The 23705-nt window shown below is 41.6% G+C and carries 37 protein-coding genes; 1 reads left to right on the top strand and 36 read right to left on the bottom strand.

The window, feature by feature from the left end; genetic code table 11:
* Nucleotides 1-5: 5 nt before the first annotated feature.
* Complete coding sequence (locus tag EHQ70_RS02000; protein WP_135583281.1) at nucleotides 6-1031, bottom strand: ATP phosphoribosyltransferase regulatory subunit; 1026 nt, start codon at nucleotides 1029-1031, stop codon at nucleotides 6-8.
* A 122-nt stretch (nucleotides 1032-1153) separates the two neighbouring features.
* Between EHQ70_RS02000 and EHQ70_RS01995 the strand changes: the two genes are divergently transcribed.
* Nucleotides 1154-3172 carry a 1-acyl-sn-glycerol-3-phosphate acyltransferase gene (locus tag EHQ70_RS01995; protein WP_135583280.1) on the top strand — a complete coding sequence of 673 codons (2019 nt, stop codon included), beginning with the start codon at nucleotides 1154-1156 and terminating at the stop codon, nucleotides 3170-3172.
* Here EHQ70_RS01995 and EHQ70_RS01990 read toward each other — a convergent pair.
* From EHQ70_RS01990 to rpsL, 35 genes are all read right to left on the bottom strand, one after another.
* The gene (locus tag EHQ70_RS01990; RefSeq protein ID WP_135583279.1) at nucleotides 3162-4982 is read right to left on the bottom strand and encodes a PAS domain-containing sensor histidine kinase; all 1821 of its coding nucleotides are present in this window, start codon (nucleotides 4980-4982) and stop codon (nucleotides 3162-3164) included. The genes EHQ70_RS01995 and EHQ70_RS01990 overlap by 11 nt on opposite strands.
* Before the next feature lie 111 nt (nucleotides 4983-5093).
* Nucleotides 5094-5609 carry a 50S ribosomal protein L17 gene (rplQ, locus tag EHQ70_RS01985; protein WP_135580131.1) on the bottom strand — a complete coding sequence of 172 codons (516 nt, stop codon included), beginning with the start codon at nucleotides 5607-5609 and terminating at the stop codon, nucleotides 5094-5096.
* Nucleotide 5610: 1 nt separating this feature from the next.
* A complete protein-coding gene (locus EHQ70_RS01980; protein WP_002974165.1) occupies nucleotides 5611-6588 on the bottom strand; it encodes a DNA-directed RNA polymerase subunit alpha in 978 nt (325 codons plus the stop codon).
* A 25-nt stretch (nucleotides 6589-6613) separates the two neighbouring features.
* On the bottom strand, nucleotides 6614-7246 hold the full coding sequence (gene rpsD, locus EHQ70_RS01975; protein ID WP_135583278.1) for a 30S ribosomal protein S4: 633 nt from the start codon (nucleotides 7244-7246) through the stop codon (nucleotides 6614-6616).
* 9 nt (nucleotides 7247-7255) lie between these two features.
* Entirely contained in the window at nucleotides 7256-7669 is a 414-nt protein-coding gene (gene rpsK / locus EHQ70_RS01970; protein ID WP_004783964.1) for a 30S ribosomal protein S11, read from the bottom strand.
* An 11-nt stretch (nucleotides 7670-7680) separates the two neighbouring features.
* Complete coding sequence (gene rpsM, locus EHQ70_RS01965) at nucleotides 7681-8058, bottom strand: 30S ribosomal protein S13 (RefSeq protein WP_135583277.1); 378 nt, start codon at nucleotides 8056-8058, stop codon at nucleotides 7681-7683.
* A gap of 6 nt (nucleotides 8059-8064) precedes the next feature.
* Entirely contained in the window at nucleotides 8065-8178 is a 114-nt protein-coding gene (gene rpmJ, locus EHQ70_RS01960) for a 50S ribosomal protein L36 (protein WP_002974084.1), read from the bottom strand.
* A 9-nt stretch (nucleotides 8179-8187) separates the two neighbouring features.
* Nucleotides 8188-8406 carry a translation initiation factor IF-1 gene (gene infA, locus EHQ70_RS01955; protein ID WP_012476295.1) on the bottom strand — a complete coding sequence of 73 codons (219 nt, stop codon included), beginning with the start codon at nucleotides 8404-8406 and terminating at the stop codon, nucleotides 8188-8190.
* A 10-nt stretch (nucleotides 8407-8416) separates the two neighbouring features.
* Nucleotides 8417-8980 carry an adenylate kinase gene (locus EHQ70_RS01950; protein ID WP_004783833.1) on the bottom strand — a complete coding sequence of 188 codons (564 nt, stop codon included), beginning with the start codon at nucleotides 8978-8980 and terminating at the stop codon, nucleotides 8417-8419.
* Between the two features lie 3 nt (nucleotides 8981-8983).
* A complete protein-coding gene (gene secY / locus EHQ70_RS01945; protein WP_002974039.1) occupies nucleotides 8984-10363 on the bottom strand; it encodes a preprotein translocase subunit SecY in 1380 nt (459 codons plus the stop codon).
* Nucleotides 10364-10370: 7 nt separating this feature from the next.
* Nucleotides 10371-10904, bottom strand: a complete 534-nt coding sequence (gene rplO, locus EHQ70_RS01940) for a 50S ribosomal protein L15 (RefSeq protein ID WP_135583276.1) — start codon at nucleotides 10902-10904, stop codon at nucleotides 10371-10373.
* A 4-nt stretch (nucleotides 10905-10908) separates the two neighbouring features.
* Complete coding sequence (rpmD, locus tag EHQ70_RS01935) at nucleotides 10909-11088, bottom strand: 50S ribosomal protein L30 (RefSeq protein WP_100721649.1); 180 nt, start codon at nucleotides 11086-11088, stop codon at nucleotides 10909-10911.
* A gap of 13 nt (nucleotides 11089-11101) precedes the next feature.
* Nucleotides 11102-11605, bottom strand: coding sequence for a 30S ribosomal protein S5 (gene rpsE, locus EHQ70_RS01930; RefSeq protein ID WP_002973816.1), 504 nt, complete (start codon nucleotides 11603-11605; stop codon nucleotides 11102-11104).
* Between the two features lie 3 nt (nucleotides 11606-11608).
* Nucleotides 11609-11977, bottom strand: coding sequence for a 50S ribosomal protein L18 (gene rplR / locus EHQ70_RS01925; protein WP_035983657.1), 369 nt, complete (start codon nucleotides 11975-11977; stop codon nucleotides 11609-11611).
* A gap of 6 nt (nucleotides 11978-11983) precedes the next feature.
* Complete coding sequence (gene rplF, locus EHQ70_RS01920) at nucleotides 11984-12523, bottom strand: 50S ribosomal protein L6 (RefSeq protein WP_002973724.1); 540 nt, start codon at nucleotides 12521-12523, stop codon at nucleotides 11984-11986.
* A 14-nt stretch (nucleotides 12524-12537) separates the two neighbouring features.
* Entirely contained in the window at nucleotides 12538-12936 is a 399-nt protein-coding gene (gene rpsH / locus EHQ70_RS01915) for a 30S ribosomal protein S8 (RefSeq protein WP_002973604.1), read from the bottom strand.
* Between the two features lie 16 nt (nucleotides 12937-12952).
* Entirely contained in the window at nucleotides 12953-13138 is a 186-nt protein-coding gene (locus tag EHQ70_RS01910; RefSeq protein WP_012476296.1) for a type Z 30S ribosomal protein S14, read from the bottom strand.
* A gap of 10 nt (nucleotides 13139-13148) precedes the next feature.
* Nucleotides 13149-13700 carry a 50S ribosomal protein L5 gene (gene rplE, locus EHQ70_RS01905; RefSeq protein WP_004783730.1) on the bottom strand — a complete coding sequence of 184 codons (552 nt, stop codon included), beginning with the start codon at nucleotides 13698-13700 and terminating at the stop codon, nucleotides 13149-13151.
* A gap of 2 nt (nucleotides 13701-13702) precedes the next feature.
* The gene (gene rplX / locus EHQ70_RS01900) at nucleotides 13703-14086 is read right to left on the bottom strand and encodes a 50S ribosomal protein L24 (protein ID WP_004783817.1); all 384 of its coding nucleotides are present in this window, start codon (nucleotides 14084-14086) and stop codon (nucleotides 13703-13705) included.
* Between the two features lies 1 nt (nucleotide 14087).
* Entirely contained in the window at nucleotides 14088-14480 is a 393-nt protein-coding gene (gene rplN / locus EHQ70_RS01895) for a 50S ribosomal protein L14 (RefSeq protein WP_002974152.1), read from the bottom strand.
* Nucleotides 14477-14746, bottom strand: a complete 270-nt coding sequence (rpsQ, locus tag EHQ70_RS01890) for a 30S ribosomal protein S17 (RefSeq protein ID WP_012388932.1) — start codon at nucleotides 14744-14746, stop codon at nucleotides 14477-14479. The genes rplN and rpsQ overlap by 4 nt, the downstream gene beginning before the upstream one ends.
* Nucleotides 14747-14749: 3 nt before the next feature.
* Nucleotides 14750-15022: a 50S ribosomal protein L29 gene (gene rpmC, locus EHQ70_RS01885; RefSeq protein ID WP_004783533.1), complete on the bottom strand. Its 273-nt coding sequence runs from the start codon at nucleotides 15020-15022 to the stop codon at nucleotides 14750-14752.
* Nucleotides 15019-15432, bottom strand: a complete 414-nt coding sequence (gene rplP / locus EHQ70_RS01880; RefSeq protein WP_002974545.1) for a 50S ribosomal protein L16 — start codon at nucleotides 15430-15432, stop codon at nucleotides 15019-15021. The genes rpmC and rplP overlap by 4 nt, the downstream gene beginning before the upstream one ends.
* Before the next feature lie 22 nt (nucleotides 15433-15454).
* Nucleotides 15455-16132 carry a 30S ribosomal protein S3 gene (gene rpsC / locus EHQ70_RS01875; protein ID WP_100790762.1) on the bottom strand — a complete coding sequence of 226 codons (678 nt, stop codon included), beginning with the start codon at nucleotides 16130-16132 and terminating at the stop codon, nucleotides 15455-15457.
* A gap of 3 nt (nucleotides 16133-16135) precedes the next feature.
* Complete coding sequence (gene rplV / locus EHQ70_RS01870) at nucleotides 16136-16486, bottom strand: 50S ribosomal protein L22 (protein ID WP_004783773.1); 351 nt, start codon at nucleotides 16484-16486, stop codon at nucleotides 16136-16138.
* 8 nt (nucleotides 16487-16494) lie between these two features.
* Nucleotides 16495-16773, bottom strand: coding sequence for a 30S ribosomal protein S19 (rpsS, locus tag EHQ70_RS01865; protein WP_100743125.1), 279 nt, complete (start codon nucleotides 16771-16773; stop codon nucleotides 16495-16497).
* A 13-nt stretch (nucleotides 16774-16786) separates the two neighbouring features.
* On the bottom strand, nucleotides 16787-17623 hold the full coding sequence (gene rplB / locus EHQ70_RS01860; RefSeq protein WP_100721553.1) for a 50S ribosomal protein L2: 837 nt from the start codon (nucleotides 17621-17623) through the stop codon (nucleotides 16787-16789).
* Between the two features lie 2 nt (nucleotides 17624-17625).
* On the bottom strand, nucleotides 17626-17931 hold the full coding sequence (locus tag EHQ70_RS01855; RefSeq protein ID WP_004783612.1) for a 50S ribosomal protein L23: 306 nt from the start codon (nucleotides 17929-17931) through the stop codon (nucleotides 17626-17628).
* Between the two features lie 4 nt (nucleotides 17932-17935).
* The gene (rplD, locus tag EHQ70_RS01850; RefSeq protein WP_012388939.1) at nucleotides 17936-18571 is read right to left on the bottom strand and encodes a 50S ribosomal protein L4; all 636 of its coding nucleotides are present in this window, start codon (nucleotides 18569-18571) and stop codon (nucleotides 17936-17938) included.
* An 11-nt stretch (nucleotides 18572-18582) separates the two neighbouring features.
* On the bottom strand, nucleotides 18583-19206 hold the full coding sequence (rplC, locus tag EHQ70_RS01845; RefSeq protein ID WP_135583275.1) for a 50S ribosomal protein L3: 624 nt from the start codon (nucleotides 19204-19206) through the stop codon (nucleotides 18583-18585).
* A gap of 11 nt (nucleotides 19207-19217) precedes the next feature.
* Nucleotides 19218-19526 (bottom strand): 30S ribosomal protein S10, encoded by a 309-nt coding sequence (gene rpsJ / locus EHQ70_RS01840; protein WP_002974412.1) that lies wholly within the window; start codon nucleotides 19524-19526, stop codon nucleotides 19218-19220.
* Nucleotides 19527-19531: 5 nt separating this feature from the next.
* A complete protein-coding gene (gene tuf / locus EHQ70_RS01835) occupies nucleotides 19532-20737 on the bottom strand; it encodes an elongation factor Tu (RefSeq protein WP_012388941.1) in 1206 nt (401 codons plus the stop codon).
* A 49-nt stretch (nucleotides 20738-20786) separates the two neighbouring features.
* Nucleotides 20787-22709: an elongation factor G-like protein gene (locus EHQ70_RS01830; RefSeq protein ID WP_135583274.1), complete on the bottom strand. Its 1923-nt coding sequence runs from the start codon at nucleotides 22707-22709 to the stop codon at nucleotides 20787-20789.
* A gap of 74 nt (nucleotides 22710-22783) precedes the next feature.
* Nucleotides 22784-23257 (bottom strand): 30S ribosomal protein S7, encoded by a 474-nt coding sequence (gene rpsG / locus EHQ70_RS01825; protein ID WP_012388943.1) that lies wholly within the window; start codon nucleotides 23255-23257, stop codon nucleotides 22784-22786.
* A gap of 14 nt (nucleotides 23258-23271) precedes the next feature.
* Entirely contained in the window at nucleotides 23272-23646 is a 375-nt protein-coding gene (gene rpsL, locus EHQ70_RS01820) for a 30S ribosomal protein S12 (RefSeq protein ID WP_004783543.1), read from the bottom strand.
* Nucleotides 23647-23705 lie beyond the last annotated feature (59 nt).

Genomic DNA, 23705 nt, shown 5'->3' with positions numbered 1-23705 from the left:
TTCCCTCATTTCACCTTATTTACGATTTCTTCTATGGAATCGAGATGCAGGGCAAAACCACAGGCATCTTTCTTAATTCCAGTAAAACTTTCATACAATTCATTATAAACACCACCGGCGAAAACCGGCTCAGGATCATGTTCCACATATCCTTGAAACATAAATCCCGTATAATAGGATAAGTCACGAACAAGCGATGGATCCCAAATGCTTGGAATTCCTCCCTGAACCTTCGACCATTCTTTAAAAAACAAAGTGATCGATTCCAAATCCTCTTTCAGAATCTCCCACTCCTTAGGATCTAAAATCTTTCGTAAAGATTCTTGAAACTTTGGCATTTCACTGACAGGGATGGCTTTAAGCAACAGTTGGATCATTTCCATATGTGACTCAGAAGTGTTTTCCCGTGCTGCAAGAGAAACAAGTTCCGGTAAGTTTTTAGTATATAGAAGTTGACGCAGAACCTTTGTTTGTTCCTCATTCCAACCAAGGATTTTCAAAACAGAACGAAAAAAAGCAGAATGTCCAAAAACAATCGTAAAGGAAACCTTGGGTGCAGCACTTTGCCAAAGTTTATTTAAAATTTGAATTTGAGATATGATTTGGTTTGTATCACTTTTCCCAAGCGACTCCACACCAATTTGTAAGATTTCACGCCTCGACGCATTGCGTTTTTTGTGGTCACGAATCTTACGTGCAAAGTAAAATACATTTTGATTCTCTTCCCAATGGGAACGAGCAGCCATTCCCTTCACCACTTGTAGTGTTAGGTCAACACCAGGGGAAATTTCATTCCCGTCCCAATCTTTAGAAACGAGCAAACTTTCCAGACCATGATCCAAATGAATGCGAAAGGAATTAGAATAATCAAAGGAAGGTAAATTGATTTCAGAATACCCTTCTCTTTCAAAGAGTTCCGAAAAAGTTTGTAGTAAAATCCGCCGGTTTTTGCTTTCTTCGGGGCCTAAAAAATGAAATCCATCCGGAATCCATTTTTGTTCCGAGGAAATTGATTTGTGTTTTTGATTCATACCGGGATCTCGATCACCCAAGAAGTCAGTTTAGAGAAATCCTGGATTTACGCAATCAATTGTAAAAATCGAATAGACAAATCGAAAGTTTTCAGTAATTTAATGTCGGTTTAGAGGCATACATGACAGAAAAAGAAGCCACTTTGGGTCGCTGGCATAAAGAATTTTTTGAGAACATTCACCTATTTGTAAAATCCGGTCTCACCGAATTAGAAGCAAAGTCCATTTTAGAAGAGTTTTTAGTTCTCTCACAAAGTACACCGAAACCAAAGGTCATGGATATCTTTCAAGAACCGGAACGGTTGGAAGAGATTGGAGTGTATACAGACATCCGTCCAGAACCTCGGGATTTTATGTTAAAATTTCTCGATCCCATCATGAAAAAATTCAAAGTAGAGGGAACAGAAAATCTCAAACTTTTAGATGGTGTCATCGGCAAATACCCAGTCACTTTAATTTCCAATCACCTCAGCCATTTGGATGCACCTGCCATTTTCACTCTTTTGTACAATGCAGGACCAGAAGGGAGAAAGATTGCGGAATCCCTAGTATTTATCGCAGGACGACTTGCCTTCGAACCGGACTTCACCCGCCTTGGACTTTATATGTTTGGGACACTTCTTGTTTGTTCCAAAAAGGATATGGCAGACAATCCCTCTCTTTCGGATGTAATGACCAAAATCAATATGCGAGCCTTTCGTAATTCACAGAAATTACAATCAGATGGAAAGGTAATCTCTATTTTTCCAGAAGGAACTAGGTCCCGGGATGGAAGGCTTATGCCTTTTGTGGACACAGTGTACCACTATGTTGCTAACAAAGTGATCCTTCCCATTTCTCTAGAAGGAACAGAAAAAATTCTTCCTATTGAAGGATTACTTTTCAACCAAGCAGTTGGAAAACTTGTGATCGGCAAACCAGTGCTTGTTGGGGAACTTACGAAAAAGGAAATGGAAACATTCCCTAAACATATTGAACAGATTTCGTTTCCAGGGACTGGTGACAAAAAACAGTTTATCATTGATAATCTAGCACTTCTTGTTGGCAGCAATTTAAACAAACACAAACACGGAACCTATCGAAACCTTTACAAAGGGGACGTTCGCGAAACGAACCAACTTATTCCGCTTCCTAAAAAACCAGATGAACATGTGGTCATCATTGGATCGTCCAATATGTCTGTGGCTTTTGCTTGTGTGATGGCAAATAAAAATGTCAAAGTCACCATCTACACCCCCGATTCTGAAATTGTAAAACAAAGTAATGAAGAAAGACGAGATGTAGTCCACTATCCGATTTATAAACTCCCACCAAACATTGAATTCTCGGACAAACCGGAGGTTATGGAGTCGGCAACACTTTTCATCCAAGGTACCAATCCTTGGGAATTCGATAGTATCTATTCAAAAATTAGAACCTACCTTCAAAAAAATAAATCCCCAATGGTGAACGTAATCAAAGGATTTACGGGATCCAAAAAAGGACTTATTTTAGAAGACTTGAATGAACTGTTACTGATTGAAAGAGAAAGATTAGCTGTCGTTTCTGGGGCTTGTTATCCCGACCAAATCATGGAAAGGAAAATTTCTGGATTTGAAATTTCTGCTTTCGAAGATTCTCTCATTCCCAAACTCCAAGACCTGCTCTCCAACAACTACGTTTTCACAAGAACCGCAATCAATTCCAGAGACACAAAAGGCGTACAACTTGGTGGGGCTTTAAAAACAATCTACGCCCTTGCCATGGGACTTGTGGAAGGTTATTTTAAACGAGAGTTAGGTGGAAACGTAGACAACACACTATTCCATTTGAGTAATCGTTTCTTCAATGAAATGGTATCCATCGGCGTTTTACTCGGGGGAGATCCAACCACCTTCAATGGTCTATCAGGAATGACTGATTTTATGTTGGCTTGCTTCGGATCAGATACAAGAGACAGAAAGTATGGGTATGATCTTGCCAATGGGACAAGGCCAGAAAAGATTACCAACGGCTTTTATGGTTTAAAGGTTTTGCCAAATCTCATCCAACTGGATGAAAAAAGGCATCCGATTGTGACTGCTGCTTACAGAACTGTGATCCAAAACGAAGAGTTTGATTCCATAGCAGAAAAGTTACAAATGCAGCTAGCTAGATTTTAGGTAAACTGACTTCAAATTCTGTATGGCCGGGTTCTGAGTGAAATTGGATCCGGCCATGGTGCCTTCCCTCAACTGATTGTTTGACAATCCCAAGACCAAGCCCCGAACCTTCTCCCTTCTCTTTGGTTGTATAAAATGGTTCAAAAATTCTTTTTTGTATGGCCACTGGAATTCCGGGTCCATCGTCCTTAATACGAACCACAACATCCTTTTCTAATTCATCCACCTGGATAGTGAGAGTTCCTTTAAAAGCCATCGCCTGTAAAGCGTTGTAAATTAGATTGGTCCAAATTTGGATCAGTTCATCAGGATAACCGGCAATCGTCGGTTTTGCATGATAGAGCCGAATGCAGTCTACACCAGATTTCATTTTGTTTTGGTATAATGTTAGAACAGTTTCGATCGTATCGACTACATTGATTGGAGATTTTGCTTCGTTTCGGTCAAATCGCCCATAATTTTTCAAACTATAAACAATTTTGGACGTTCTTTCCACTGCCAAACGAATAGACTCGATACTTCTTAGAGTGTTCAGTTCAGAAAGAACTAACTCAAGTAAGGGGGAAGATTTAAAAAGAGGTAAGATCTTTTCATTTTCTAGAAAAAAATCAGGAACACCAAGATCAACAATTCGATCCGCTAAATCATAGGCAGATTCTATCTCTAGACGATCAAAAATACCTTCCAATGTCTTTTTAGCTTTTCTTGCTTCCGCAAATGCATAGGATTTTGGTTTGATTGTAAACAATTCAATCACCCAAGAGATAACCTCATTTACTTCCTTTTCTGAGTATTTGGAAAAACACTCTTTGATTTGAAACAATCGGTTTCCAAAGTTCCCCATTCGATTGTGAATTTGTTCACTAAAAGCAGAGATAGCTGCTAGTGGATTATTAATTTCATGAGCTACACTGGCAACTAACTGACCTAATGTTGCCATTTTTTCAGCAAGGATCAACTGATCCTGGGTTTTTTGTAGGTCCTCTAGAATTCGATTGAGTTCTTTTGTTCTTTCAGTAACAGCAAATTCTAATGCTTCTTTATTTTGTTTTGATTCTGTAATATCGATGAGAATCGCAAGTAAGGTAGGCCTTCCATGATTATTGATGATCGTATTTCCTGATACTACATGGCGAATTTCACCGGTTTTGGTGCGGACACTTGCTTCCATACCAGTACTCCAACCTTTTTTCTGCACTTCCTCCAAAAGTCGGGCACGATCCAATTTGGTGATCCAGATATTTAACTCGAGAGAGGTTTTTCCAATAATTTCGTCTCGACTGTATCCGATCAAACGGCAATAGGCTTCGTTGATATCATCGTATTTCCCTGTTTCTGCATTCGAGAGACTTACGGCAGCAGGGTTCAGGCGAAATACACTTTCAAAAAGTTCTTTGCTGATTACAAGTTCGCTTTGTAAAACGCGTGCCAGGTATTCTTTTTCTTTAAATGCAGAAACATTCTGTCCCGCCGATAAAAGATACTTCCCGTTTTCTACGATGCGACCACTGAAGAGAATTGTAACTGTGGTTCCTGTTTTCGTAACTAGCGGAACTTCTAAATTGAGAACATACCCATCTTTTTTCAAACTAGCCAGAATGTATTCTCTATCATCGGAATTGGAATAAATCCCTAAATCGAGAGTTGATTTGCCAATCACCTCTTCCCTGGTTCGACCGAGCCAAGAACAGTATACATCATTGACATCAACATACAAACCCGTTTGCATATCGGTAATCGCCATCCCAATAGGACTAGAACTAAAGGCTGTATGCCAGATAGAATCGGATATGGACAGAGAGGGAGTCATTCGTTTGGAATGTAGAATAAGATCAGATACCAGAACGATTGCAATAAAAAAAAAGCCTACTCAGGGTTTGAGTAGGCTTTTTGGTTTTCAAGCTTTAGAGAAAGGTTTAACTTATTTCGCCGCAGCTTTTTCTTTTTTGGCTTTTTTAGGCTTTTCTTCCTTTTTAGCCGGTTTCTTTTCTTCGCGTTTTGCTCTTACTTCAGCTTTTAACTCATCTTGAGTTTTGCGATCCACAAGTTCCAAAATTCCCATTGCAGTGTTGTCAGAAGGACGGTTCACCAAACGAATGATTCTTGTGTATCCACCCACTCTTTCCGCATAACGGTTAGCAAGGTCTTTCAAAAGTTTTGTTACGATTTCTTGGTCACCTAGATGGCTGTAAAGATATCGTGTATTGTGCAAGATTGCAGCATTTTTCTTTTGTTCGTCCAAATTCGCCAAGTTAGCATCTAAGTTGCGTTTTGCTCTAGTGATGATTCGTTCTGCATAAGAACGTGCCACTTTCAACTTCGCAACAGAAGATTCAATTCTTTCGTGACGAAGTAAAGAGATTACCATATTTTGGATCATAGCTTTTCTATGATCTGCGGATCTGTTGAGTTGTTTAACTTTATTACGTTTATTCATCTTAAAAATCTCTCATACCGAACGAAAGTCCCATAGAGGAAAGTTTTGCTTTCAACTCTTGTAAACTTTGTTCGCTGAAATGTTTTGATTTAGTCATTTCGTCTTCTGATCTCTTAACGAGTTCACCAATGAAGTCGATTTCCAAACTGCGAAGAACGTTTGTAGAACGAACAGATAGTTCTAATTCTTCTACATGTTTAGATAAAGCTGCTTTTAGTTTTTCGTCAGCTTCATCCAACTCTTCTTCTTCTTCTTCAATTTCTTCTTCAAAGTTAATGAAAACAGTTAGGTGGTCTTTTAGGATTTTTGCTGCTTGTGCTACTGCATCTTCAGGAGAAACAGAACCGTCAGTCCAAACTTCCATAGTAAGTTTTTCATAATCAGAACGTTGTGCAACACGAGTTTCTGATACTTCAAACAATACTTTTTGGATAGGAGAAAAAATAGAATCGATAGGGATAGTTCCCAGTACTTCGATGTCTTTCTTTTTGTCTTCAGCAGGAACGTAACCACGTCCCCTTTGAATTTCCAAATCCATAATCAAATTTGCATCCTCATTGAGGGTTGCAATATGAAGGTCTGGGTTCATGATTTCAATAGAAGAATCAACAGCTAAATCAGCTGCACGAAAGTAACCAGCACCTTTTAATTCTAGATGGATTACTTTGCTTGCTTCTTTGTCTTCAGGCTCGTATTTAATTCGAACTTGTTTTAAGTTAAGAATGATACGAGTTACGTCTTCTGCTACACCTTCAATATAAGAGAACTCGTGAGAGACTCCTTCAATCCGAATTGCGGAAATTGCCGCGCCTTCAATAGAAGACATGAGCGTACGACGAAGGGAGTTACCAATCGTAGTACCAATTCCTCTTTCGAAAGGTTCTGCAACAAACTTACCGTAGTTTGGTGTATTCACATCAGTTGTGAATTCGATTTTTTTGGGTCTTTTAAAACCTTTTAATAAATTCTTTGGAGACAATGTCGTATCCTTCTTCTCTAAATTCTTACTTCGAGTACAACTCTACGATTACCTGTTCTTTCACAGGGATATCAATATGCTCTCTTGTTGGAAGTGATAACACTTCTCCTGAGAACTTGGTATAATCCACACTCACCCAAGAAGCAGTACGATTGATTGCTTGAGCTAGTTTGATATTTTCTTCGATAAACGCAGATTTTTGGAATTTCTCACGGATTTCGATTTTATCACCAACATTCACACGATAAGAACAAATGTCCACTCGGTGGCCATTCACAAGAATGTGTCTATGTGCTACGAAGTTACGAGCTTGTCTTCGAGTCACAGCAAAACCCATACGATAGAGAACGTTATCCAATCTTCTTTCGAGGAATTGGAGTAAATTCTCACCAGGAATCCCTGGAGTGTGAGTTGCTTCTTCAAAGTATCTACGGAATTGTTTTTCTAAAACTCCGTATGCGCGTTTTACTTTTTGTTTTTCACGAAGCTGAGCTCCGTATTCAGTAATCTTTCCTTTTTTCTTAGGAGGAAGACCTGGTGGGTACTTTCTCTTTTCTAGGGAAGATTTTTCTTTATGTAAAGTATGACTATTTTTGAGAAAGAGGTTAAGCCCCTCTCTTCTCATCAATTTAACAACTGGACCTCTGTAACGTGCCATATCTAATTCCTACACCCTTCTTCTTTTTCGTGGTCGGCACCCATTGTGAGGGAGCGGAGTTACGTCTTTAATGAGTTTGATTGCAATACCTTTCGTAGTTAAAGAACGAATGGCAGATTCACGTCCAATTCCAGGACCAGAAACCATTACATCTACTTCAGAAAGACCAGCAGCTTCGATTGCTTTTTCAGCTGCATTCGTAGCAGCTACTTGAGCTGCATACGGAGTGGATTTTTTGGATCCACGAAATCCCATCATTCCAGAAGAAGACCAAGAAAGAACATTTCCAGCCATATCTGTAATCGATACGATTGTATTGTTAAACGAAGCTTGGATATAAACCTTTCCTCGTGGAACGTTCTTCTTTTCTTTTTTCTTAACCTTTTTGGTATCTTTTTTATTCTTTGCGTCTTTTTCAGCCATGGATCAGTCCTCTATTTTGGAGCCTTTTTCTTGTTGGCTACAGTTTTCTTGACACCCTTGCGAGTTCTTGCATTGGTTCTTGTTCTTTGTCCGTTAACAGGAAGTCCGCGTCTGTGACGAAAACCTCTGTAACAACCTACGTCCATCAATCGTTTGATGTTTAGGTTGACTTCGGAACGAAGATCCCCTTCTACCTGGTATGATTCTTCAATGACTCGTCGGATCGCGGCTTCTTGTTCGTCCGAAAGGTCCTTCACCCGGATAGATTCGTCAATTCCTGCTTTTTTCAGGATATTTTGAGAGGACGTCTTACCAATACCAAATACGTATGTAAGACCGATCAATATTCTTTTGTTTGATGGTAAATCAACACCCGCGATACGTGCCATATCTTTCTATCTTTGCCTTTGTTTGTGTTTTGGGTTCGTGCAAATCACTCGGATTACACCTTTTCTGCGAATGACTTTGCACTCTGGACAGATTTTTTTGACTGATGCTCTAACTTTCATTATAGTTCCCTATTTCTTTCTGTAAGTGATACGGCCCTTGGTTAGGTCATAAGGAGAAAGTTCTACAGTAACTTTATCGCCGGGTAAAATACGGATATAATGCATACGCATTTTTCCCGAAATATGTGCTAGAACTTTGTGACCATTCTCTAGTTCCACGCGGAACATAGCGTTCGGTAACGGTTCTAAAACGGTTCCGTCAATAGTTATTGCTTCTTCCTTAGCCAGGGTCTATCTCCTACTGGATCGATTTTAAAATAGTGTTAGTGATTTCTTCCATACTTCCCAAACCATTGATTTGCCGAAGGATCCCAGAGCCTTTATAAAAGTCTATCAGGGGCAACGTCTTGGTGTTGTAAGTATGCAGACGGTTTTTGATGGTCTCTTCGTTGTCATCCGAGCGTCCTTCTTTGATCGCTCTACCTAGCAACCGTTTGACGAGTTCTTCGTCAGGAACGTCTAGGTTGACAACGGAGTCGAGCTCCATGCGGAGCTCTTTGAGGATTTCCGAGAGAGCCTTTGCTTGCTCCACCGTCCTAGGAAATCCATCCAGTATGAATCCATTTGCACAATCAGCTTCGACCAATCGGTCGCGAATTATGCCTATAACGACAGCATCTGGAACAAGGTCTCCAGCGTCCATATATTTTTTTGCTTCTATCCCCATAGGGGTTCCGTTTTTTACGGCAGCACGGAGTATGTCTCCGGTAGAGATCTGTGGAATTTGGTATTTCTCTTTGATGATGTCAGCTTGGGTCCCTTTTCCAGCACCTGGGGGTCCCATAAATATGAGTCTCTTCATTCGTTACACTCTTCCCTTGATTTTAGTCTTCTTCATGAATCCTTCATAATTTCTCATCAGGAGTTGGGCTTCGATTTGTTTCAATGTTTCTAGCGCCACACCCACCATAATGAGAAGTGAAGTTCCTCCGAACGTATACACTAAAGTTCCCCCGCCGGTGTTAGAACCGAGGTTTAAAAACTTTATGATGAGATACGGAGCAAGAGCAAGACCAGCAAGGAAAAGAGCACCCGGCAGGGTGATTCGATTCAAGATTTTCTCTATCATATCTTTGGTTTGGCTTCCTGGACGAACTCCCGGAATAAACCCACCGTATTTTTTTAGGTTATCAGCTAACTCTTGTGGGTTGAACTGAATTGCCGTATAAAAATAAGCAAAGAAAATGATTAGAGATGTATAAATCACATAGTAAAAAAGGGCATGGTACCAAATTTGTGAAAATGGATTGAAATAGTCCATAATCACTGCCCAACCTGCCCACTGACCACCCTTAGAGGACAACCACTGAACAATTGTTTGCGGGAAAAGAATCAGTGAGGATGCAAAGATAATTGGCATTACGTTGGCACTATTCACTTTGAAAGGAATGGATTGGCTACGAGCCTGAACCATCTTTCTTCCCACCATTTGTTTTCCGTAATTTAACGGAACCCGACGAACCCCTTGGGTTAAAATCACAGTAAGGGAGATCAAAACAATAAAGATGATGATAAGGATAAGGATGCTAAGAGCATCAGAAGTATCAGAAGTAAACATAGCAATGAGTGCTTCAGGCATACGACCAATAATCCCTGCAAAGATAATGAGAGAAATCCCGTTACCAATTCCCCTTTCTGTGATCTGTTCCCCGAGCCAAATGAGAAGCACTGTTCCCGTAGTGATAGAGAGCATCGCAATCGGTAGAAAGTAACCTTCTACAGATGGATTGATTAGCCCTGGGTATTTCGCCTGCGCTGTTCCCGATCCGGTAGACCAAGAATTTGCAAGTTGGATCACAGCAAGTGATTGGATCGCACAAAGGATAAGAGTTCCGTACTTAGTGTACTGTTGGATCTTCTTTCTACCCTCTTCCCCTTCTTTTTGCATCTTTTGCAAACTAGGTATGAGAACCATCACTAGCTGCATGATGATGGAAGAAGAGATATAAGGCATAATCCCTAGTGCAAAAATAGAAAATTTTAAAAGAGCACCGCCAGCAAACAAATCCACCATTCCGAGGAAACCTTCACTCGGATCGGCAGTAATGCCCGTTACAATCAAACTATTGATACCCGGAATGGTCACGTGAGTTCCCATTCTGAAAAGTAACAACATACCTATCGTAAATAGGATTTTAGATCTTAATTCCGGGATTCGAAAGATGTTAGCGATGGTTTGAAACATAGGTTATCTAGTTTTTTTTCTCTTCTTTTTTCTTTTCTCTAATGATGACTTTTCCACCCGCTTTTTCAATTTTCTCTTTTGCAGAGGCAGAAAAAGCATCTACCGTAATGGTGATGGCAGCAGTCACTTCTCCAGTTCCGAGTAATTTGATTGGTCCTTCTACTGACTTAATCAATGACTTGGCTTTGAGAATGGCAGGAGTTACTTCCCCAGAAAGACCTGCTTTTGATAAAGAGATCAAGTTTACTGGTTGGAACTCAACAGAGAAAATATTTGTAAATCCACGTTTTGGCAAACGTCTGTGGAGAGGCAACTGTCCACCTTCGAATCCACGTCTCATCGAAGCTGCACGAGCTCTTTGTCCTTTGGAACCACGAGTGGAAGTTTTTCCCATTCCCGATCCTGGACCTTGACCCACACGTTTCGGAGAAGTTTTTGCACCTTCCGGAACTGGAACCAAGTTTTTGTTGCCGAGGGATGTGGACTTTTTCGGGCGTTTTGCCCCAAATCCACGACCTTGTTCAATTCTATCTTGTGCCATACAATTATACCTTTTCCACTTTCAACAAGTAACCTACTTGTCGTAACATCCCTTTCAATTGGGGAGTCATTTTGTGTTTTTTGGATTGACCTTTCTTTTTAAGGCCGAGTGCAATTAGGGTTTTTTTGTGTACCGGAATGATACCAATAGAACTTTTTTCTTGCGTTACGATCACTTCTTCCATAGTCAGTTACCTTTTATAGATCTTGCCCAAACAAGTGTTTGAGGCTAACACCACGTCGTTTTACCGCCATAGACGGAGTTTCCAACTGTTGTAATGCATCCATAGTCGCCTTCACAATGTTCATCGGGTTTGAAGATCCCCATGACTTTGTTAAAACATCTTGAATTCCTGCTCTTTCCAAAACGGAACGAACAGAAGCTCCTGCGATGATTCCCGTTCCCGGGGAAGCCGGCTTCAAAATCACTCGAGCGGATTTAAACTGTCCCACAACATCATGAGGAACGGTATGACCGATATAGTGAATGGATTTTAAATTCTTTTTTGCCGATTCAATGGACTTTCGGATGGCGTCTGGAACTTCATTTGCTTTTCCAAATCCAATCCCTACTTTTCCTTTAGAGTCACCTACAACGGATAGAGCGTTGAAGGAGAAACGACGTCCCCCCTTCACTACTTTGGCAACTCGGTCGATTTTTACGACCTTCTCAGTAAATTCTTTTGTTTCTTCTTCTAACATCATTTAGAACTCCAATCCACCTTCACGGGCAGAATCAGCAAAAGCAGCGATCTTTCCATGGTAAACCATTCCAGATCTGTCGAGAACCACTTGGGAAACTCCTGCTTTTTTCGCTTTCTCAGCGACTACTTTACCGAGTTCGGTTGCAGCCGATTTACTCTTCTTAGAATTTTCATGTTTCGGAAAATTTTTCTCTAGAGTGGTTGCATAAACAAGCGTTACACCTTTTGCATCATCAATGATTTGTGCAGTGAGGTAACGGTTTGTTTTGTTGAAAACCAACCGAGGTCTTTCCGATGTAGAGCGGAGTTTGTATCTAACTCGTTCCGCTCGTCTCAATCTTTTCGTATTTTTAGCTGTCTTATTGATCATGACGTTCTACTTCTTACCGGTTTTTCCGGCCTTTCTACGGATGTATTCGTTCTGATATTTGATCCCTTTCCCTTTGTAAGGCTCAGGTGGTCTTTTTGAACGAATGTCAGCCGCAACTTGTCCAACCAGTTGTCGGTCAATTCCCGATACTTTGATTTTTAGCTGATCTGCAACATCGATTTTGATACCAGTAGGTTCAGGGAAAACCACTTCGTGAGAATATCCGAGAGCCATTACTAGATCTTTACCGCGTTTTTGTGCACGATAACCAACCCCAGTAATTTCTAGGTTTTTTTCCCAACCAGTTGTCACACCTTTTACGCAGTTCATCGCAAGGGAACGAACGAGACCGTGGAGAGCCACAGTCTTTTGGTCTTCACTTTTACGAGTAAAAACCAATTCGCCGTTTTCAACATTTGCGCTGACACCTTCGTAAAGCGGAGTTTTTAATTCCCCTAAAGGCCCTTTGATTGTAAGGGCTTCAGCTTCTGCTTTCACTTCTACCTTTGCAGGCAATTTGATAATACTTTTTCCAACTCGAGACATGGTGATATCGTTCTCTAGAATACCTTACAGAGAACTTCCCCTCCTACTCTGAGTTTACGAGCACGTTTACCAGTCATCACACCTTTCGAAGTAGAAAGGATGAGTGTTCCGATGTTATTTCGGAACGGTCGGATTTCACCAGATTGGATATAAACGCGACGACCTGGAGTGGATACTCTCTCGATCATACGAATTACCGGTTTCTTTTCCGTGTCGTATTTTAATTTCACTTGGAAGTCATCAAAACTTCCGTTTTTTACTGTTTGAACATCATCTACAAAACCTTCTTCTTTAAGAAGATCTAGGATGGACTTTTTGATTTTGCTACCAGGAATCACACAAAGCTCATGTTTCGCTTGTTGTGCGTTTCTGATTCTTGTTAGCATATCTGCTATTGGATCTGAAAGACTCATACTTACCTTAACCTAATTACCAGGAGGACTTTTTCACACCGGGGATCTGAGCCTTGCTAGCAAGGTCCCGGAAGCAAAGACGACACATATCAAAGCGGCGCAAATAAGCGCGTGATCGACCACAAAGAGGGCAACGATTGTACTCTCTCACTTTGAATTTTTGCTCTTTGGCGTGGCGTTCCATCATTGATTTTTTCGCCATGAATAATCTCCTACTTACCTGCCGCTCGGTAAGGCATACCGAAGGCTTGGAATAATTCGAACGCTTCTTTGTCCACTTCCGTGTTCGTTACGAAAGTGATATTGATCCCGTAGATAGTATTGATTTTATCAAAATGAATCTCTGGGAAGATGATCTGTTCTTTTACGGACAGGTTATAATTTCCTCGACCGTCGAAACCTTTTGGATTAACTCCGCGAAAGTCACGAACCCGTGGAAGAGCCACGTTAATGAATCTGTCAAGGAACTCATACATATGATGACCACGAAGGGTAACTTTGCAACCAAGCACCATTCCCTCTCTCACTTTGAAACCCGCAATGGACTTCTTAGCGAATGTTTTCACCGGTCTTTGGCCTGTGATTTGGCCAATTTCTACCAAACAAGCTTCCATCGCTTTTGGGTTCGTGTGAGCTTCGCCCATACCAACGTTGATCACGATTTTTTCTAGTTTGGGAACTCGCATCACACTTTGAAAGCCGAGTGACTTTTGGAGTGTAGGACGAATTTCCTTCTCGTATTTTGATTTAAGCCTAGGTACCATAACTATACTTCTTTCCCTTCAGGTCGAGTCACTCGTACGGATTTACCATCCTTCTTGGCAAAGCCCAAGCGTACAGCCTTAATTTTCTTCTTTGGCTTCGCTTTGTTCTCTGCTTTTGCGTCGTGAAACATCACATTGGAAATATGGATTGGGAATTCGATTTCGATCGCTCCACCTTGAGGGTTCTCTTGGGTTGGGCGCACAAATCTTTTTCTCTTATTCACACCTTCGATATAAACGCGATCTTTGCGTTTGTCGATTGCTAGAACTTTCCCTTTTTTTCCTTTTTCTTTTCCGGAAATCACAAGAACTTCATCGTCCTTTTTGATTTTCGTTTTTTTGAATTTAGTGGGCTCGGAGCCTCTATATGCTAATTTAGCTGCCATTCTAGAGAACCTCCGGAGCGAGAGATATAATTTTCATGTATTTTTTATCGCGAAGTTCACGAGCAACAGGTCCGAAGATCCTGGTTCCTTTTGGATTCCCTTTGTCATCAATGATGGCAACGGCATTGTCATCGAAACGAATGTAAGTTCCATCAGGACGACGAACTTCTTTTTTCGTTCTCACAACAACGGCTCTTTGAACTGCTTTGTTATGCACTTTTTTACCTTGCCCGTCACGAAGACCGTAGGCAGGTTGTGCTTCCTTAACAGCGACGATGATTTCGTCACCAAGCGTAGCGTAGCGTTTTTTGGAACCGCCAAGCACTTTAACGCACATGACTTTTTTCACACCCGAGTTATCGGCTACTTGTAAAATAGTTTCTTGTTGGATCATACTAATTTCGCCTTCTCAATTACCTTTACAAGTTTATGGTGTTTCTGTTTAGAAAGTGGTCTTGTTTCCACAGCGATGACTCGATCACCAACTTGACACTCGTTCTTCTCATCGTGAATTTTCACGCGGGAAGTTCTGGTCATAATCTTCTTAAACCGTGGGTGCACTTTTCTAGTGATGATTTCGATCACTACAGTTTTATCCATAGCATCGCTCACAACTACACCCTGAATGGTTAAAGACTTTTTAGAGTTTTTATCTTCCATAACCTACTTCTTCTTACCTTTGCTAGTTTTGGCAGCTTTAGGAGCTGAACCAGCCTTTGGTGCGATTTGTTTGAGTTTGCCCTGTGCGGTTAATTCCTTCTCGCGAAGGACGGTTAACGCTTGAGCAATTCTCTTCTTATGATTGCGGATTAGTTTTGGGTTCTCAAGAGATCTTGTGACACCAAACTGGAATCTTGCTTTTCTTACTTCTTCGGAAGAGGAAAGAATTTCTTTCTTCAAATCTTCTGGAGATAGTGATTTGAAATCGTCTTTCATAGAACGTTCCTCTTAACAAATGAAGTTTCTACTGGCAGTTTGAAAGCCGCCAAATGAAGGGCTTTTCTTGCTGTTTCTTCATCAATTCCAGCCATTTCAAAAAGAACACGGCCAGGACGGATCTCAGCAATCCAGAATTCTGGGTTACCTTTACCTTTACCCATACGAGTTTCGGCAGGTTTTTTAGTGATAGGAAGATGAGGGAAGATCCTGATCCACAATTTCCCACCTCGTTTTACTTGGCGGTTAATAGTAATCCTTGCAGCTTCGATTTGTCGCGCTGTGATACGACCGGAAGAGATGGCTTTTAAACCATACTCACCGAACGCAACGTAAGAACCTCTTTCGTCCTTACCTTTCAAGCGCCCTCTTTGGCGTTTTCTAAATTTTACTCGTTTAGGTGCTAACATGATCGTTTCTCTTTAGTACTTCTTAACTAGTTCTACGTTTTACAGCGTATTTATCTTCGTCGGACTCTTCCTTAGTTGGGAAGTAGTCACCTGTATAAGTCCATACTTTCACACCAATTTGTCCGAAAGTCGTGAGAGCTTCTTTGAATCCAAAGTCGATTTTAGCACGAAGAGTATGAAGAGGAACTCGTCCTTCCATATACTTCTCTGTTCTTGCCATATCGGCTCCGTTTAGTCGTCCAGAGATTTGGATTTTTACGCCTTCCACCCCACCGCGCATCGCACGACGAAGTTCAGCTTTCATCACTCGACGAAATGGCATCCTTTGTTCGATTTGAAGGGCAACCGTTTCTGCAATTGCTTGTGCAATCACTTCCGGTTTTTTCACTTCGATGATGTTCATCCCAATCGGTTTATCAGCGTATTTTTTAAGTTCTTGTTTTACCGCTTCAATGTTTTGGCCTTTTTGACCAATCACCATACCTGGTTTAGAAGTATGGAGGTTCACGTTGATTTTTTCAGGGAATCTTTCGATTACGATTTTAACAACGGAAGCGTTTTTGAATTTCTTCTGAAGGAATCTACGGATCTTGATATCTTCGTGAAGATTTTTAATGTAATCTTGTTTGGAAAACCAAACTGAATCCCAATTACGTGTGATTCCGATTCGTAGTCCGATTGGATTTACTTTCTGACCCATAGTTTAGCTAACCTTCTTTTCGATTTCAGATACGACAACAGTGATGTGGCTTAGGCGTTTTCGGATCCTAGAAGCACGTCCTCGTGCTCTTGGGCGGAAACGTTTCATGATAGGGCCGTCATCCACATAGATTTTTTTAACATAAAGTGAACTTGGATCCAAACTTTCGTTCATTTGGACTGCGTTCGCCACTGCCGAGTTCAAAAGGTTGATGATCATTGAACTTGCTGCTTTATTAGTAAAACGCAAGATATCAATGGCTTCCTTATAATCGTATCCACGAACTTCATCAGCAACCAGGCGAGCTTTTCTGGCAGAAATTCTGAGGTGTTTTCCTACTGCTTTTGCTTCCATCTCTCTACCTATTTCTTCGCTACTTTTTTGTCTCCACCGTGACCTTTGAAGGTTCTAGTGGGAGCAAATTCACCGAGTTTGTGACCGATCATGTTTTCGTTAACATAAACAGGAACAAACGCTTTGCCATTATGAATCATTACGGTGTGACCGATCATGTCTGGATAAATGGTACTTCTTCTGGACCAAGACTTGAAGGGAGTTTTTTTCCCTTCAGAGTTTAGGCTCGTAATTTTTTTCATGAGGTGGTCGTCAATGAACGGACCTTTTTTTAAGCTTCTAGCCATGATTATCTAGACCCTACCTATTCCTGTTTTTCTTACGTCTTTGGACAATAAAACGGTCAGACGGTCTAGTCTTACGTGTTTTAAATCCTTTCGTAGGTTTACCCCAAGGAGTCACTGGGTGACGACCTCCGGAAGTTCTACCTTCACCACCACCGAGTGGGTGGTCCACAGGGTTCATAACGACCCCTCTTACTTTCGGTCTTTTTCCTAACCAACGGTTACGTCCCGCTTTTCCAATGATGACCAAGTTGTGGTCTTTATTGGAAAGTTCTCCGATCGTTGCTAAGCACTCTTTACGAACCTTACGGATTTCCGAAGAAGGAAGTTTGAGAGATACATAGTCACCATCTTTAGCGGAGATCACAGCAAAAGATCCTGCTGTGCGAGCGATTTGGCCGCCTTTTCCGATATGTAGTTCAATGTTGTGAACGTTAGTTCCAGCAGGGATTTTATCTAAAGGAAGTGTGTTCCCTAGTTTGATCTCTGCATTGGCACCAGATTCAATTTTATCACCGACTTTTAGTCCGTTAGGAGCTAAAATGTAACGGTATTCTCCATCTGCGTAACAGATAAGAGCAATAAAAGCAGAACGGTTTGGATCGTATTCGATTGTTTTTACAGTCGCAGGGATTCCAAATTTATTACGTTTGAAGTCGATGATCCGGAACTTTCTTTTGTTACGTCCACCTTTGCGTCTAACAGCGATACGTCCCTTGTTGTCACGACCAGCTTTATAAGAAATGTTGGCAGTGAGCGGTTTGTAAGGAACCACTTCAGTGATTTCTTTGAAATCTAAAACGGAATAATACCGGCTAGACTGCGTTGTGGGTTTAAGTTTTCTAATTCCCATAATTAAACCTTAGCAAAATCCAAATTTGCTCCGTCAGCAAAAGTCACTACAGCTTTTTTGTAGTGAGGTCTTGGGGACGGCATGTTTCTAAAACGTTTCATTTTCCCACGGTAAACGGCTACGTTTACAGCAGTTGGAACTACGTTATACATTTGTTTCAGGGCTTGTTTGATCAAAGTTTTGTTCGCATCCGGGTGGACTTTGAACGTATACTTGACAGTTCTTTTTCCCATACGTTCTCCAATTGACTGAAGGTCTTGCGACTTTTCTGTAACAACTGGTGATAAGATTACATTCTCTAGGTTCACTGTCTTATCCTTTCTTAGAATACTGAGCCTGAAGCTCTTTTAAAGCGCTTTCAGAGATTACTAAATTGTTATTATAGAGGATGTCTCGGCAAACGACTCGTTTGCTGTTCACATATTTGAGGTTCTCTATATTGCGAGTGGATTTTTTGAGGAATTGGTTTTCACCAGCTACCACAAAACCCACGTTACCCTTCTCTGCAATGTCCATGTTCTTCAAAATGTTGTAGATGGACTTTGTGGAGTAAGAAGAAGGTTCTACGTCTTCTATGATCGCGATTCTGTTTTCTTCTGCCTTTTTGTTAAGGATGGAGAGAACAGCCTTTTTCTTAACGCTGCGTGACAAGTTAGAGGAATAATCTCTTGGTTTTGGTCCATGAATGATACCACCACCAACGAAATGAGGTGCTCTGATGGATCCTTGTCTTGCACGACCAGTTCCTTTTTGAGCCCATGGTTTGATTCCCCCACCGCGAACTTCGGAACGATCTTTAGTAGAATGTGTTCCTTGTCTATTGTTCGCATTTTCAGCTTTAACCGCATCATAGATGGCTCCAAGCGAAATGCCGGTAGCAAATAATTCTGCCGGAAGTTCAACTTCGCTTACGAATACGCCTTCTTTATTGTATTTACGCGCTTTCATGTTCTACCTATCTATCCGATTTTTTCTATCGTAACGATACCGCGTTCTCTTCCTGGAACCGGACCGGATACAAATACCAAGTTGGCGTCTGCATCAATTTTTACTACTTTCAGGTTTCGAACAGTGCTCTGTTCAGAACCCATCCTTCCGCCCATTTTCAAACCCTTGAACACACGTCCAGGAGTTGTGTTGGAACCAATAGAACCAGGGTGTCTTTGGAATCTGGAACCGTGTCCAGCAGGACCGCCAGCAAAACCATGGCGTTTCACAACACCTTGAGTTCCCTTACCCTTAGAAGTTCCGGTTACCTTCACCGTGTCATTCAAAGCAAACACATCTGCGAGTTTTACCTCAGCACCTACTGCTACATCTTCAAAACCTTTGAATTCAATCAGAGTTTTTTTAGGAGCGGCAATGTTTGCTTTTTTAATGTGTCCAACTTCGGCCTTCGTCATGTGTTTTTCCTTGGCATCACCATATGCTAACTGAACAGCTTCGTAGCCATCGTTTGCAGATGTTTTTACCTGGGACACAAAACAAGGACCCACGCGTAAAACAGTTACAGTAACCATTTTACCTTCGTTATTGAATATGTGGGCCATGCCCAATTTTTCGCCGATTAAACCTTTAGCCATGGATCCTATCCTTAGGATTTAATATCTACGGAAACTCCAGCAGGGAGTTGAAGCTTCATCAGGGCTTCTACCGTATCTTCATTCGTATTTAAAATATCGATGAGTCTCTTATGAGTTCTCATTTCAAATTGTTCTCTAGCTTTTTTATTCACGTGCGGAGAACGTAATACCGTGTAGATTTCTTTTTTCGTTGGAAGTGGGATTGGACCGGAGACAGTAGCTCCGGTCCTCTTCGCAGTCGCAACGATTTCAAAGGTTGATTGGTCAATCAACCGATGATCGAAAGCTTTTAACTTAACGCGAATTCTTTGTCCAGCCATTGGGATTACTCAACGATCTCCGCAACAACACCAGAACCAATTGTTCTTCCACCCTCACGGATAGCGAACTTCAAACCTTGGTCCATAGCAATTGGGTGGATAAGTTCGATTGACATCGTAACGTTATCTCCCGGCATAACCATCTCCATTCCACCAGGAAGGTTACAAACACCAGTGATGTCTGTAGTTCTAAAATAGAATTGAGGACGGTAGTTGTTAAAGAATGGAGTATGACGTCCACCTTCGTCTTTAGTAAGAACGTAAACTTCCGCTTTAAATTTTCTGTGTGGAGTGATAGTACCCGGTTTCGCAAGAACTTGACCTCTTTCGATGTCTTCTTTTTTAGTTCCGCGAAGAAGAGCACCAATGTTGTCTCCCGCTTCTGCTTGATCGAGTAGTTTACGGAACATTTCAATACCAGTAACAACTGATTTTGTAGTATCACGAATACCAACAATTTCGATCTCGTCGTTGATCTTAAGAACACCTTGCTCCACACGACCAGTTGCAACAGTTCCACGACCAGTGATTGAGAATACGTCCTCAACTGGCATAAGGAAAGGTTTATCAACGATACGTGTAGGGTTTGGAACGTAAGTATCAACAGCTTCCATAAGTTTCAAAATGGATTTCATTCCTAGGTCAGAATCTTCACCTTCAAGAGCTTTTAATGCAGAACCAGAGATGAAAGGTGTTTTATCACCAGGAAAGTTGTATTTGTTAAGAAGGTCTTTGATTTCCTCTTTAACCATCTCAACCATATCATCTCTTTCATCAGCAGCTAACATGTCAGCTTTGTTTAGGTAAACCACGATGTAAGGAACCCCTACTTGGCGAGCAAGAAGGATATGTTCTTTAGTTTGTGGCATAGCACCGTCAGTTGCAGATACTACGAGAATCGCAGCGTCCATCTGAGCAGCACCAGTAATCATGTTTTTAACATAGTCCGCGTGTCCCGGGCAATCTACGTGTGCGTAGTGACGGTTAGGAGTTTCATACTCCTGGTGAGACGTTGCAATAGTAATCCCACGAGCCTTTTCTTCGGGCGCGTTGTCGATTTGGTCGTAAGCAATCGCTTTGTTTTTTCCACCCACTAACTTCGCAAGCGTTGTTGTGATCGCTGCTGTTAGGGTTGTTTTACCGTGGTCAACGTGACCAATTGTTCCGATGTTTAAGTGTGGTTTTGAACGGTCAAATTTTTCTTTAGCCATTGTTAGAATCTACTCCTCAATCGTGGTGCAAGACCCGATCCTCGGTTCTTTACTCCTTTAAAACTGCATGAAATTCATAGGTAAAAGCAGTCCTTTCCCAAGAAATGCCAATCCCTTTGGTCATGTTTCTAAGAGCCCCTGAAAAGCCAAGCAGGTTTTGGGCCGGTGCATTGGCTTTTAAGTGACTCTTCCCTGCCACAGCTTCCTCGATGGATACCACCTTAGCACTTCTGCGACTTAGATCAGAAAGAACTACACCTAAGTGGTCTGCGTCCACCATCACTTCTACTTCCGTGAGGGGTCCGACCAAGTATGTGTTTGAAGGAAACAATTCCTTTACGCCTGCCAGTATCGCAACTTTCAAAAGCGTTAAAGTGACTTGCAAATCTCCATCCGGTATCTCATAAGAGAGGACACGGAATCTGAGACCGGCAACTTCCTGACCGTAAAACCCGTGTAAGCAGGCTTCCGAAAAGGACGTTTCTATCGAATTTTTTACTTCTTCCGGAAGACTTACCTCGAAGGCAATTTGCTTCGAAAAATCGGCAGTATCTTCCAGGACTGCGATGAGCGCGCCGCTTGACTTTTGGTCTTCAAAGGCACGATGCTCTAGGGCAACCTTATGAGACATTTTTTTGAGAAGCTCTATTTTGGCAATGTTTATCGAACTAAAGTTCAGTTTTTTTTCAGTTCTTTCCTGGATTCTGCGGATTCCAATCTCCAAATGGAGTTCCCCTCGCCCAAAGAGTACCAACTGTCCGGTATCATCCTTCTTTTCTAAACGATAGCCAGGATCTTCCCAAGCCAGCTCCTCCAAGCGACATAACCAAAACTCTTTTTCGTCAGAATGCTCGGGTTCGAGGACAATGGAAAAGGGGCTTGGAATTCGATCCGCGGTTACTACGTCTTTTTCGGATTCGGATTTCTGTAAAAATTGAAGCCATTCACCTGGATGGGAAATGAAATCCGGATGGTCTTTCAAAAGAACTAGTTTCCCCTTCTCCAAATGGAAAACGGGCTCCATGGTTTCTGGATCTACAAAGCGAAACTCCTCCTCGTTTGTCCGTTCCGTCGAAGAGGCGAGATTTTTGCTTTTTGTTTTTTGCATTGTAGCCAGTTCTTTCTGGGAAATATCCAAAGATGGGTACACCACGGAATAACGACCGAATGATTCATCACTACGCCTGGAAAGAACCAGAAGCGGAAGGTTGGGAGTTTTGGGTGAATCTTTCGGTTCTGTCCATAAAACCAAATCCAAAAGTTCCCGAACACCTTCACCGGTTTTCGCGGATCCACCGTAGACTGGATAGAGTTTCCCGGAAGCTGGACCACTGCGAAGTCCAATCGCCGGATAATCTGTTTGACCCGAGGGATCATTCCATGATGACAAAAGAAGTTCATCATTCCAGGCCATTAGTTCTTCCTTTACTGATTTAGGAAAATTTGAGGGAGCTCGCAGATAGTATTCGATTTTTCCCTCGAGGTTCTTTTGGAAAAGAGAGACTGGAGCCCCATCCAGAATTTCTTCCAGGGAGACCAACGTGTCCAAATAGTCTTCATCAAATCGATCGAGTTTATTGATGAAAAAAACCATGGGAACATTTGCTTTCCGAAGTTCTTCAATCACAAGTCTCGCTTGGGACTGAACCACCGATCCCGCTTCCAAAACAACAATCGCCGTTTCCATGGCGGGCAAAAGATCAGTTACTTGGTTTCGAAAGTCGATATGACCTGGTGTGTCTACTATCTGGATCGCAAATTCACCAAAGGTTGTTTTCCAGGGAATGGTATGAAAAGTGGTGCGAATGGAAATTCCCCGCTCAATTTCTTCCTGCAAACTGTCGGATTCTGTATTTCCATCTTCAATGGAGCCAACTGCCGAAATCTTTCCTGCTTCAAACAAAATTCTTTCGGTGAGAGTGGTTTTCCCCGAATCGATATGTGCAAAAATTCCAACAGTTCGGTATTTCATGATTTTTGTGCGCTAAAATAAAAAAGCCAGGTGGTTCACCTGGCTTATCAATGTTTGGAATCGAATGGTAAAGACTACCAGCGGTAGTGAGAGAAAGCCTTGTTGGCGTCTGCCATCTTTCTGATGTCTTCTTTTTTCTTGATCGCAGATCCGGTGCCTTTTTGTGCTTCCATGAATTCTGCAGCCAATTTGTTTTTCATTGATTTTTCGTTTCTGCCACGGCTGTATTTGATAAGCCATCGGATTCCGAGGGCAAGTCTTCTTTCTGGGCGAACTTCAATCGGAACTTGGTAAGTAACCCCACCCACTCGGCGAGATTTTACTTCCACTTGTGGTTTCGCGTTTTCCAAAGCTTCTTGGAAAACAGCAAACGGATCCTGTCCTGTTTTTTTAGCAATTACTTCTAAAGCATCGTAGAACACGGATTCAGCGACACTTTTTTTACCATCTACCATTAGGCAGTTGATAAACTTAGAAATCACCTTGTCATTGTATTTAGGATCGCCTTCGATGTGGCGTGGTTCAACTTTTCCTCTTCTTCTAGACATATACCTTTCTCCGATTACGCTTTAGGACGCTTAGCGCCGTATTTTGAACGTCCTTTACGACGTTTGTCTACACCGAGTGTATCCAGTGTTCCACGAATGATATGATAACGAACCCCTGGTAAGTCTTTTACTCTTCCCCCACGGATTAGAACCACGTTGTGTTCTTGGAGGTTGTGACCTTCACCAGGAATGTAAGCAGTTACTTCAATTCCAGTAGTGAGGCGAACCCTTGCTACTTTACGAAGAGCTGAGTTCGGTTTTTTAGGAGTAAAGGTCATTACCCTAGTGCAAACTCCACGTCTTTGTGGGCATGCCTTAAGGGCAGGAGATTTAGTTCTTTTCTTTTGGTCTTCTCTTCCAATACGGATGAGCTGGTTAATTGTAGGCATTCGATTCCTTCTTCTACTTCTCTGTCTTTAAAAAAATAATGACGTTTTCGTCCAAAATT

Source organism: Leptospira congkakensis, assembly GCF_004770265.1.
In the GTDB taxonomy this organism is placed as follows: domain Bacteria; phylum Spirochaetota; class Leptospiria; order Leptospirales; family Leptospiraceae; genus Leptospira_A; species Leptospira_A congkakensis.
The sequence above is the reverse complement of the archived record's forward strand: the minus strand, read 5'-3'. Positions and strand labels throughout refer to the sequence as shown.

What these genes read in the sequence shown, in the direction of transcription:
- EHQ70_RS02000 (WP_135583281.1), bottom strand. Translation starts at nt 1,031, where the DNA reads ATGAATCAAAAACACAAATCAATTTCCTCGGAACAAAAATGGATTCCG.
- EHQ70_RS01995 (WP_135583280.1), top strand. Translation starts at nt 1,154, where the DNA reads ATGACAGAAAAAGAAGCCACTTTGGGTCGCTGGCATAAAGAATTTTTT.
- EHQ70_RS01990 (WP_135583279.1), bottom strand. Translation starts at nt 4,982, where the DNA reads ATGACTCCCTCTCTGTCCATATCCGATTCTATCTGGCATACAGCCTTT.
- rplQ (WP_135580131.1), bottom strand. Translation starts at nt 5,609, where the DNA reads ATGAATAAACGTAATAAAGTTAAACAACTCAACAGATCCGCAGATCAT.
- rpsD (WP_135583278.1), bottom strand. Translation starts at nt 7,246, where the DNA reads ATGGCACGTTACAGAGGTCCAGTTGTTAAATTGATGAGAAGAGAGGGG.
- rpsK (WP_004783964.1), bottom strand. Translation starts at nt 7,669, where the DNA reads ATGGCTGAAAAAGACGCAAAGAATAAAAAAGATACCAAAAAGGTTAAG.
- rpsM (WP_135583277.1), bottom strand. Translation starts at nt 8,058, where the DNA reads ATGGCACGTATCGCGGGTGTTGATTTACCATCAAACAAAAGAATATTG.
- rpmJ (WP_002974084.1), bottom strand. Translation starts at nt 8,178, where the DNA reads ATGAAAGTTAGAGCATCAGTCAAAAAAATCTGTCCAGAGTGCAAAGTC.
- EHQ70_RS01950 (WP_004783833.1), bottom strand. Translation starts at nt 8,980, where the DNA reads ATGAAGAGACTCATATTTATGGGACCCCCAGGTGCTGGAAAAGGGACC.
- secY (WP_002974039.1), bottom strand. Translation starts at nt 10,363, where the DNA reads ATGTTTCAAACCATCGCTAACATCTTTCGAATCCCGGAATTAAGATCT.
- rplO (WP_135583276.1), bottom strand. Translation starts at nt 10,904, where the DNA reads ATGGCACAAGATAGAATTGAACAAGGTCGTGGATTTGGGGCAAAACGC.
- rpmD (WP_100721649.1), bottom strand. Translation starts at nt 11,088, where the DNA reads ATGGAAGAAGTGATCGTAACGCAAGAAAAAAGTTCTATTGGTATCATT.
- rpsE (WP_002973816.1), bottom strand. Translation starts at nt 11,605, where the DNA reads ATGTTAGAAGAAGAAACAAAAGAATTTACTGAGAAGGTCGTAAAAATC.
- rplR (WP_035983657.1), bottom strand. Translation starts at nt 11,977, where the DNA reads ATGATCAATAAGACAGCTAAAAATACGAAAAGATTGAGACGAGCGGAA.
- rplF (WP_002973724.1), bottom strand. Translation starts at nt 12,523, where the DNA reads ATGTCTCGAGTTGGAAAAAGTATTATCAAATTGCCTGCAAAGGTAGAA.
- rpsH (WP_002973604.1), bottom strand. Translation starts at nt 12,936, where the DNA reads ATGAGTCTTTCAGATCCAATAGCAGATATGCTAACAAGAATCAGAAAC.
- EHQ70_RS01910 (WP_012476296.1), bottom strand. Translation starts at nt 13,138, where the DNA reads ATGGCGAAAAAATCAATGATGGAACGCCACGCCAAAGAGCAAAAATTC.
- rplE (WP_004783730.1), bottom strand. Translation starts at nt 13,700, where the DNA reads ATGGTACCTAGGCTTAAATCAAAATACGAGAAGGAAATTCGTCCTACA.
- rplX (WP_004783817.1), bottom strand. Translation starts at nt 14,086, where the DNA reads ATGGCAGCTAAATTAGCATATAGAGGCTCCGAGCCCACTAAATTCAAA.
- rplN (WP_002974152.1), bottom strand. Translation starts at nt 14,480, where the DNA reads ATGATCCAACAAGAAACTATTTTACAAGTAGCCGATAACTCGGGTGTG.
- rpsQ (WP_012388932.1), bottom strand. Translation starts at nt 14,746, where the DNA reads ATGGAAGATAAAAACTCTAAAAAGTCTTTAACCATTCAGGGTGTAGTT.
- rpmC (WP_004783533.1), bottom strand. Translation starts at nt 15,022, where the DNA reads ATGAAAGACGATTTCAAATCACTATCTCCAGAAGATTTGAAGAAAGAA.
- rplP (WP_002974545.1), bottom strand. Translation starts at nt 15,432, where the DNA reads ATGTTAGCACCTAAACGAGTAAAATTTAGAAAACGCCAAAGAGGGCGC.
- rpsC (WP_100790762.1), bottom strand. Translation starts at nt 16,132, where the DNA reads ATGGGTCAGAAAGTAAATCCAATCGGACTACGAATCGGAATCACACGT.
- rplV (WP_004783773.1), bottom strand. Translation starts at nt 16,486, where the DNA reads ATGGAAGCAAAAGCAGTAGGAAAACACCTCAGAATTTCTGCCAGAAAA.
- rpsS (WP_100743125.1), bottom strand. Translation starts at nt 16,773, where the DNA reads ATGGCTAGAAGCTTAAAAAAAGGTCCGTTCATTGACGACCACCTCATG.
- rplB (WP_100721553.1), bottom strand. Translation starts at nt 17,623, where the DNA reads ATGGGAATTAGAAAACTTAAACCCACAACGCAGTCTAGCCGGTATTAT.
- rplD (WP_012388939.1), bottom strand. Translation starts at nt 18,571, where the DNA reads ATGAAAGCGCGTAAATACAATAAAGAAGGCGTATTCGTAAGCGAAGTT.
- rplC (WP_135583275.1), bottom strand. Translation starts at nt 19,206, where the DNA reads ATGGCTAAAGGTTTAATCGGCGAAAAATTGGGCATGGCCCACATATTC.
- rpsJ (WP_002974412.1), bottom strand. Translation starts at nt 19,526, where the DNA reads ATGGCTGGACAAAGAATTCGCGTTAAGTTAAAAGCTTTCGATCATCGG.
- tuf (WP_012388941.1), bottom strand. Translation starts at nt 20,737, where the DNA reads ATGGCTAAAGAAAAATTTGACCGTTCAAAACCACACTTAAACATCGGA.
- EHQ70_RS01830 (WP_135583274.1), bottom strand. Translation starts at nt 22,709, where the DNA reads ATGAAATACCGAACTGTTGGAATTTTTGCACATATCGATTCGGGGAAA.
- rpsG (WP_012388943.1), bottom strand. Translation starts at nt 23,257, where the DNA reads ATGTCTAGAAGAAGAGGAAAAGTTGAACCACGCCACATCGAAGGCGAT.
- rpsL (WP_004783543.1), bottom strand. Translation starts at nt 23,646, where the DNA reads ATGCCTACAATTAACCAGCTCATCCGTATTGGAAGAGAAGACCAAAAG.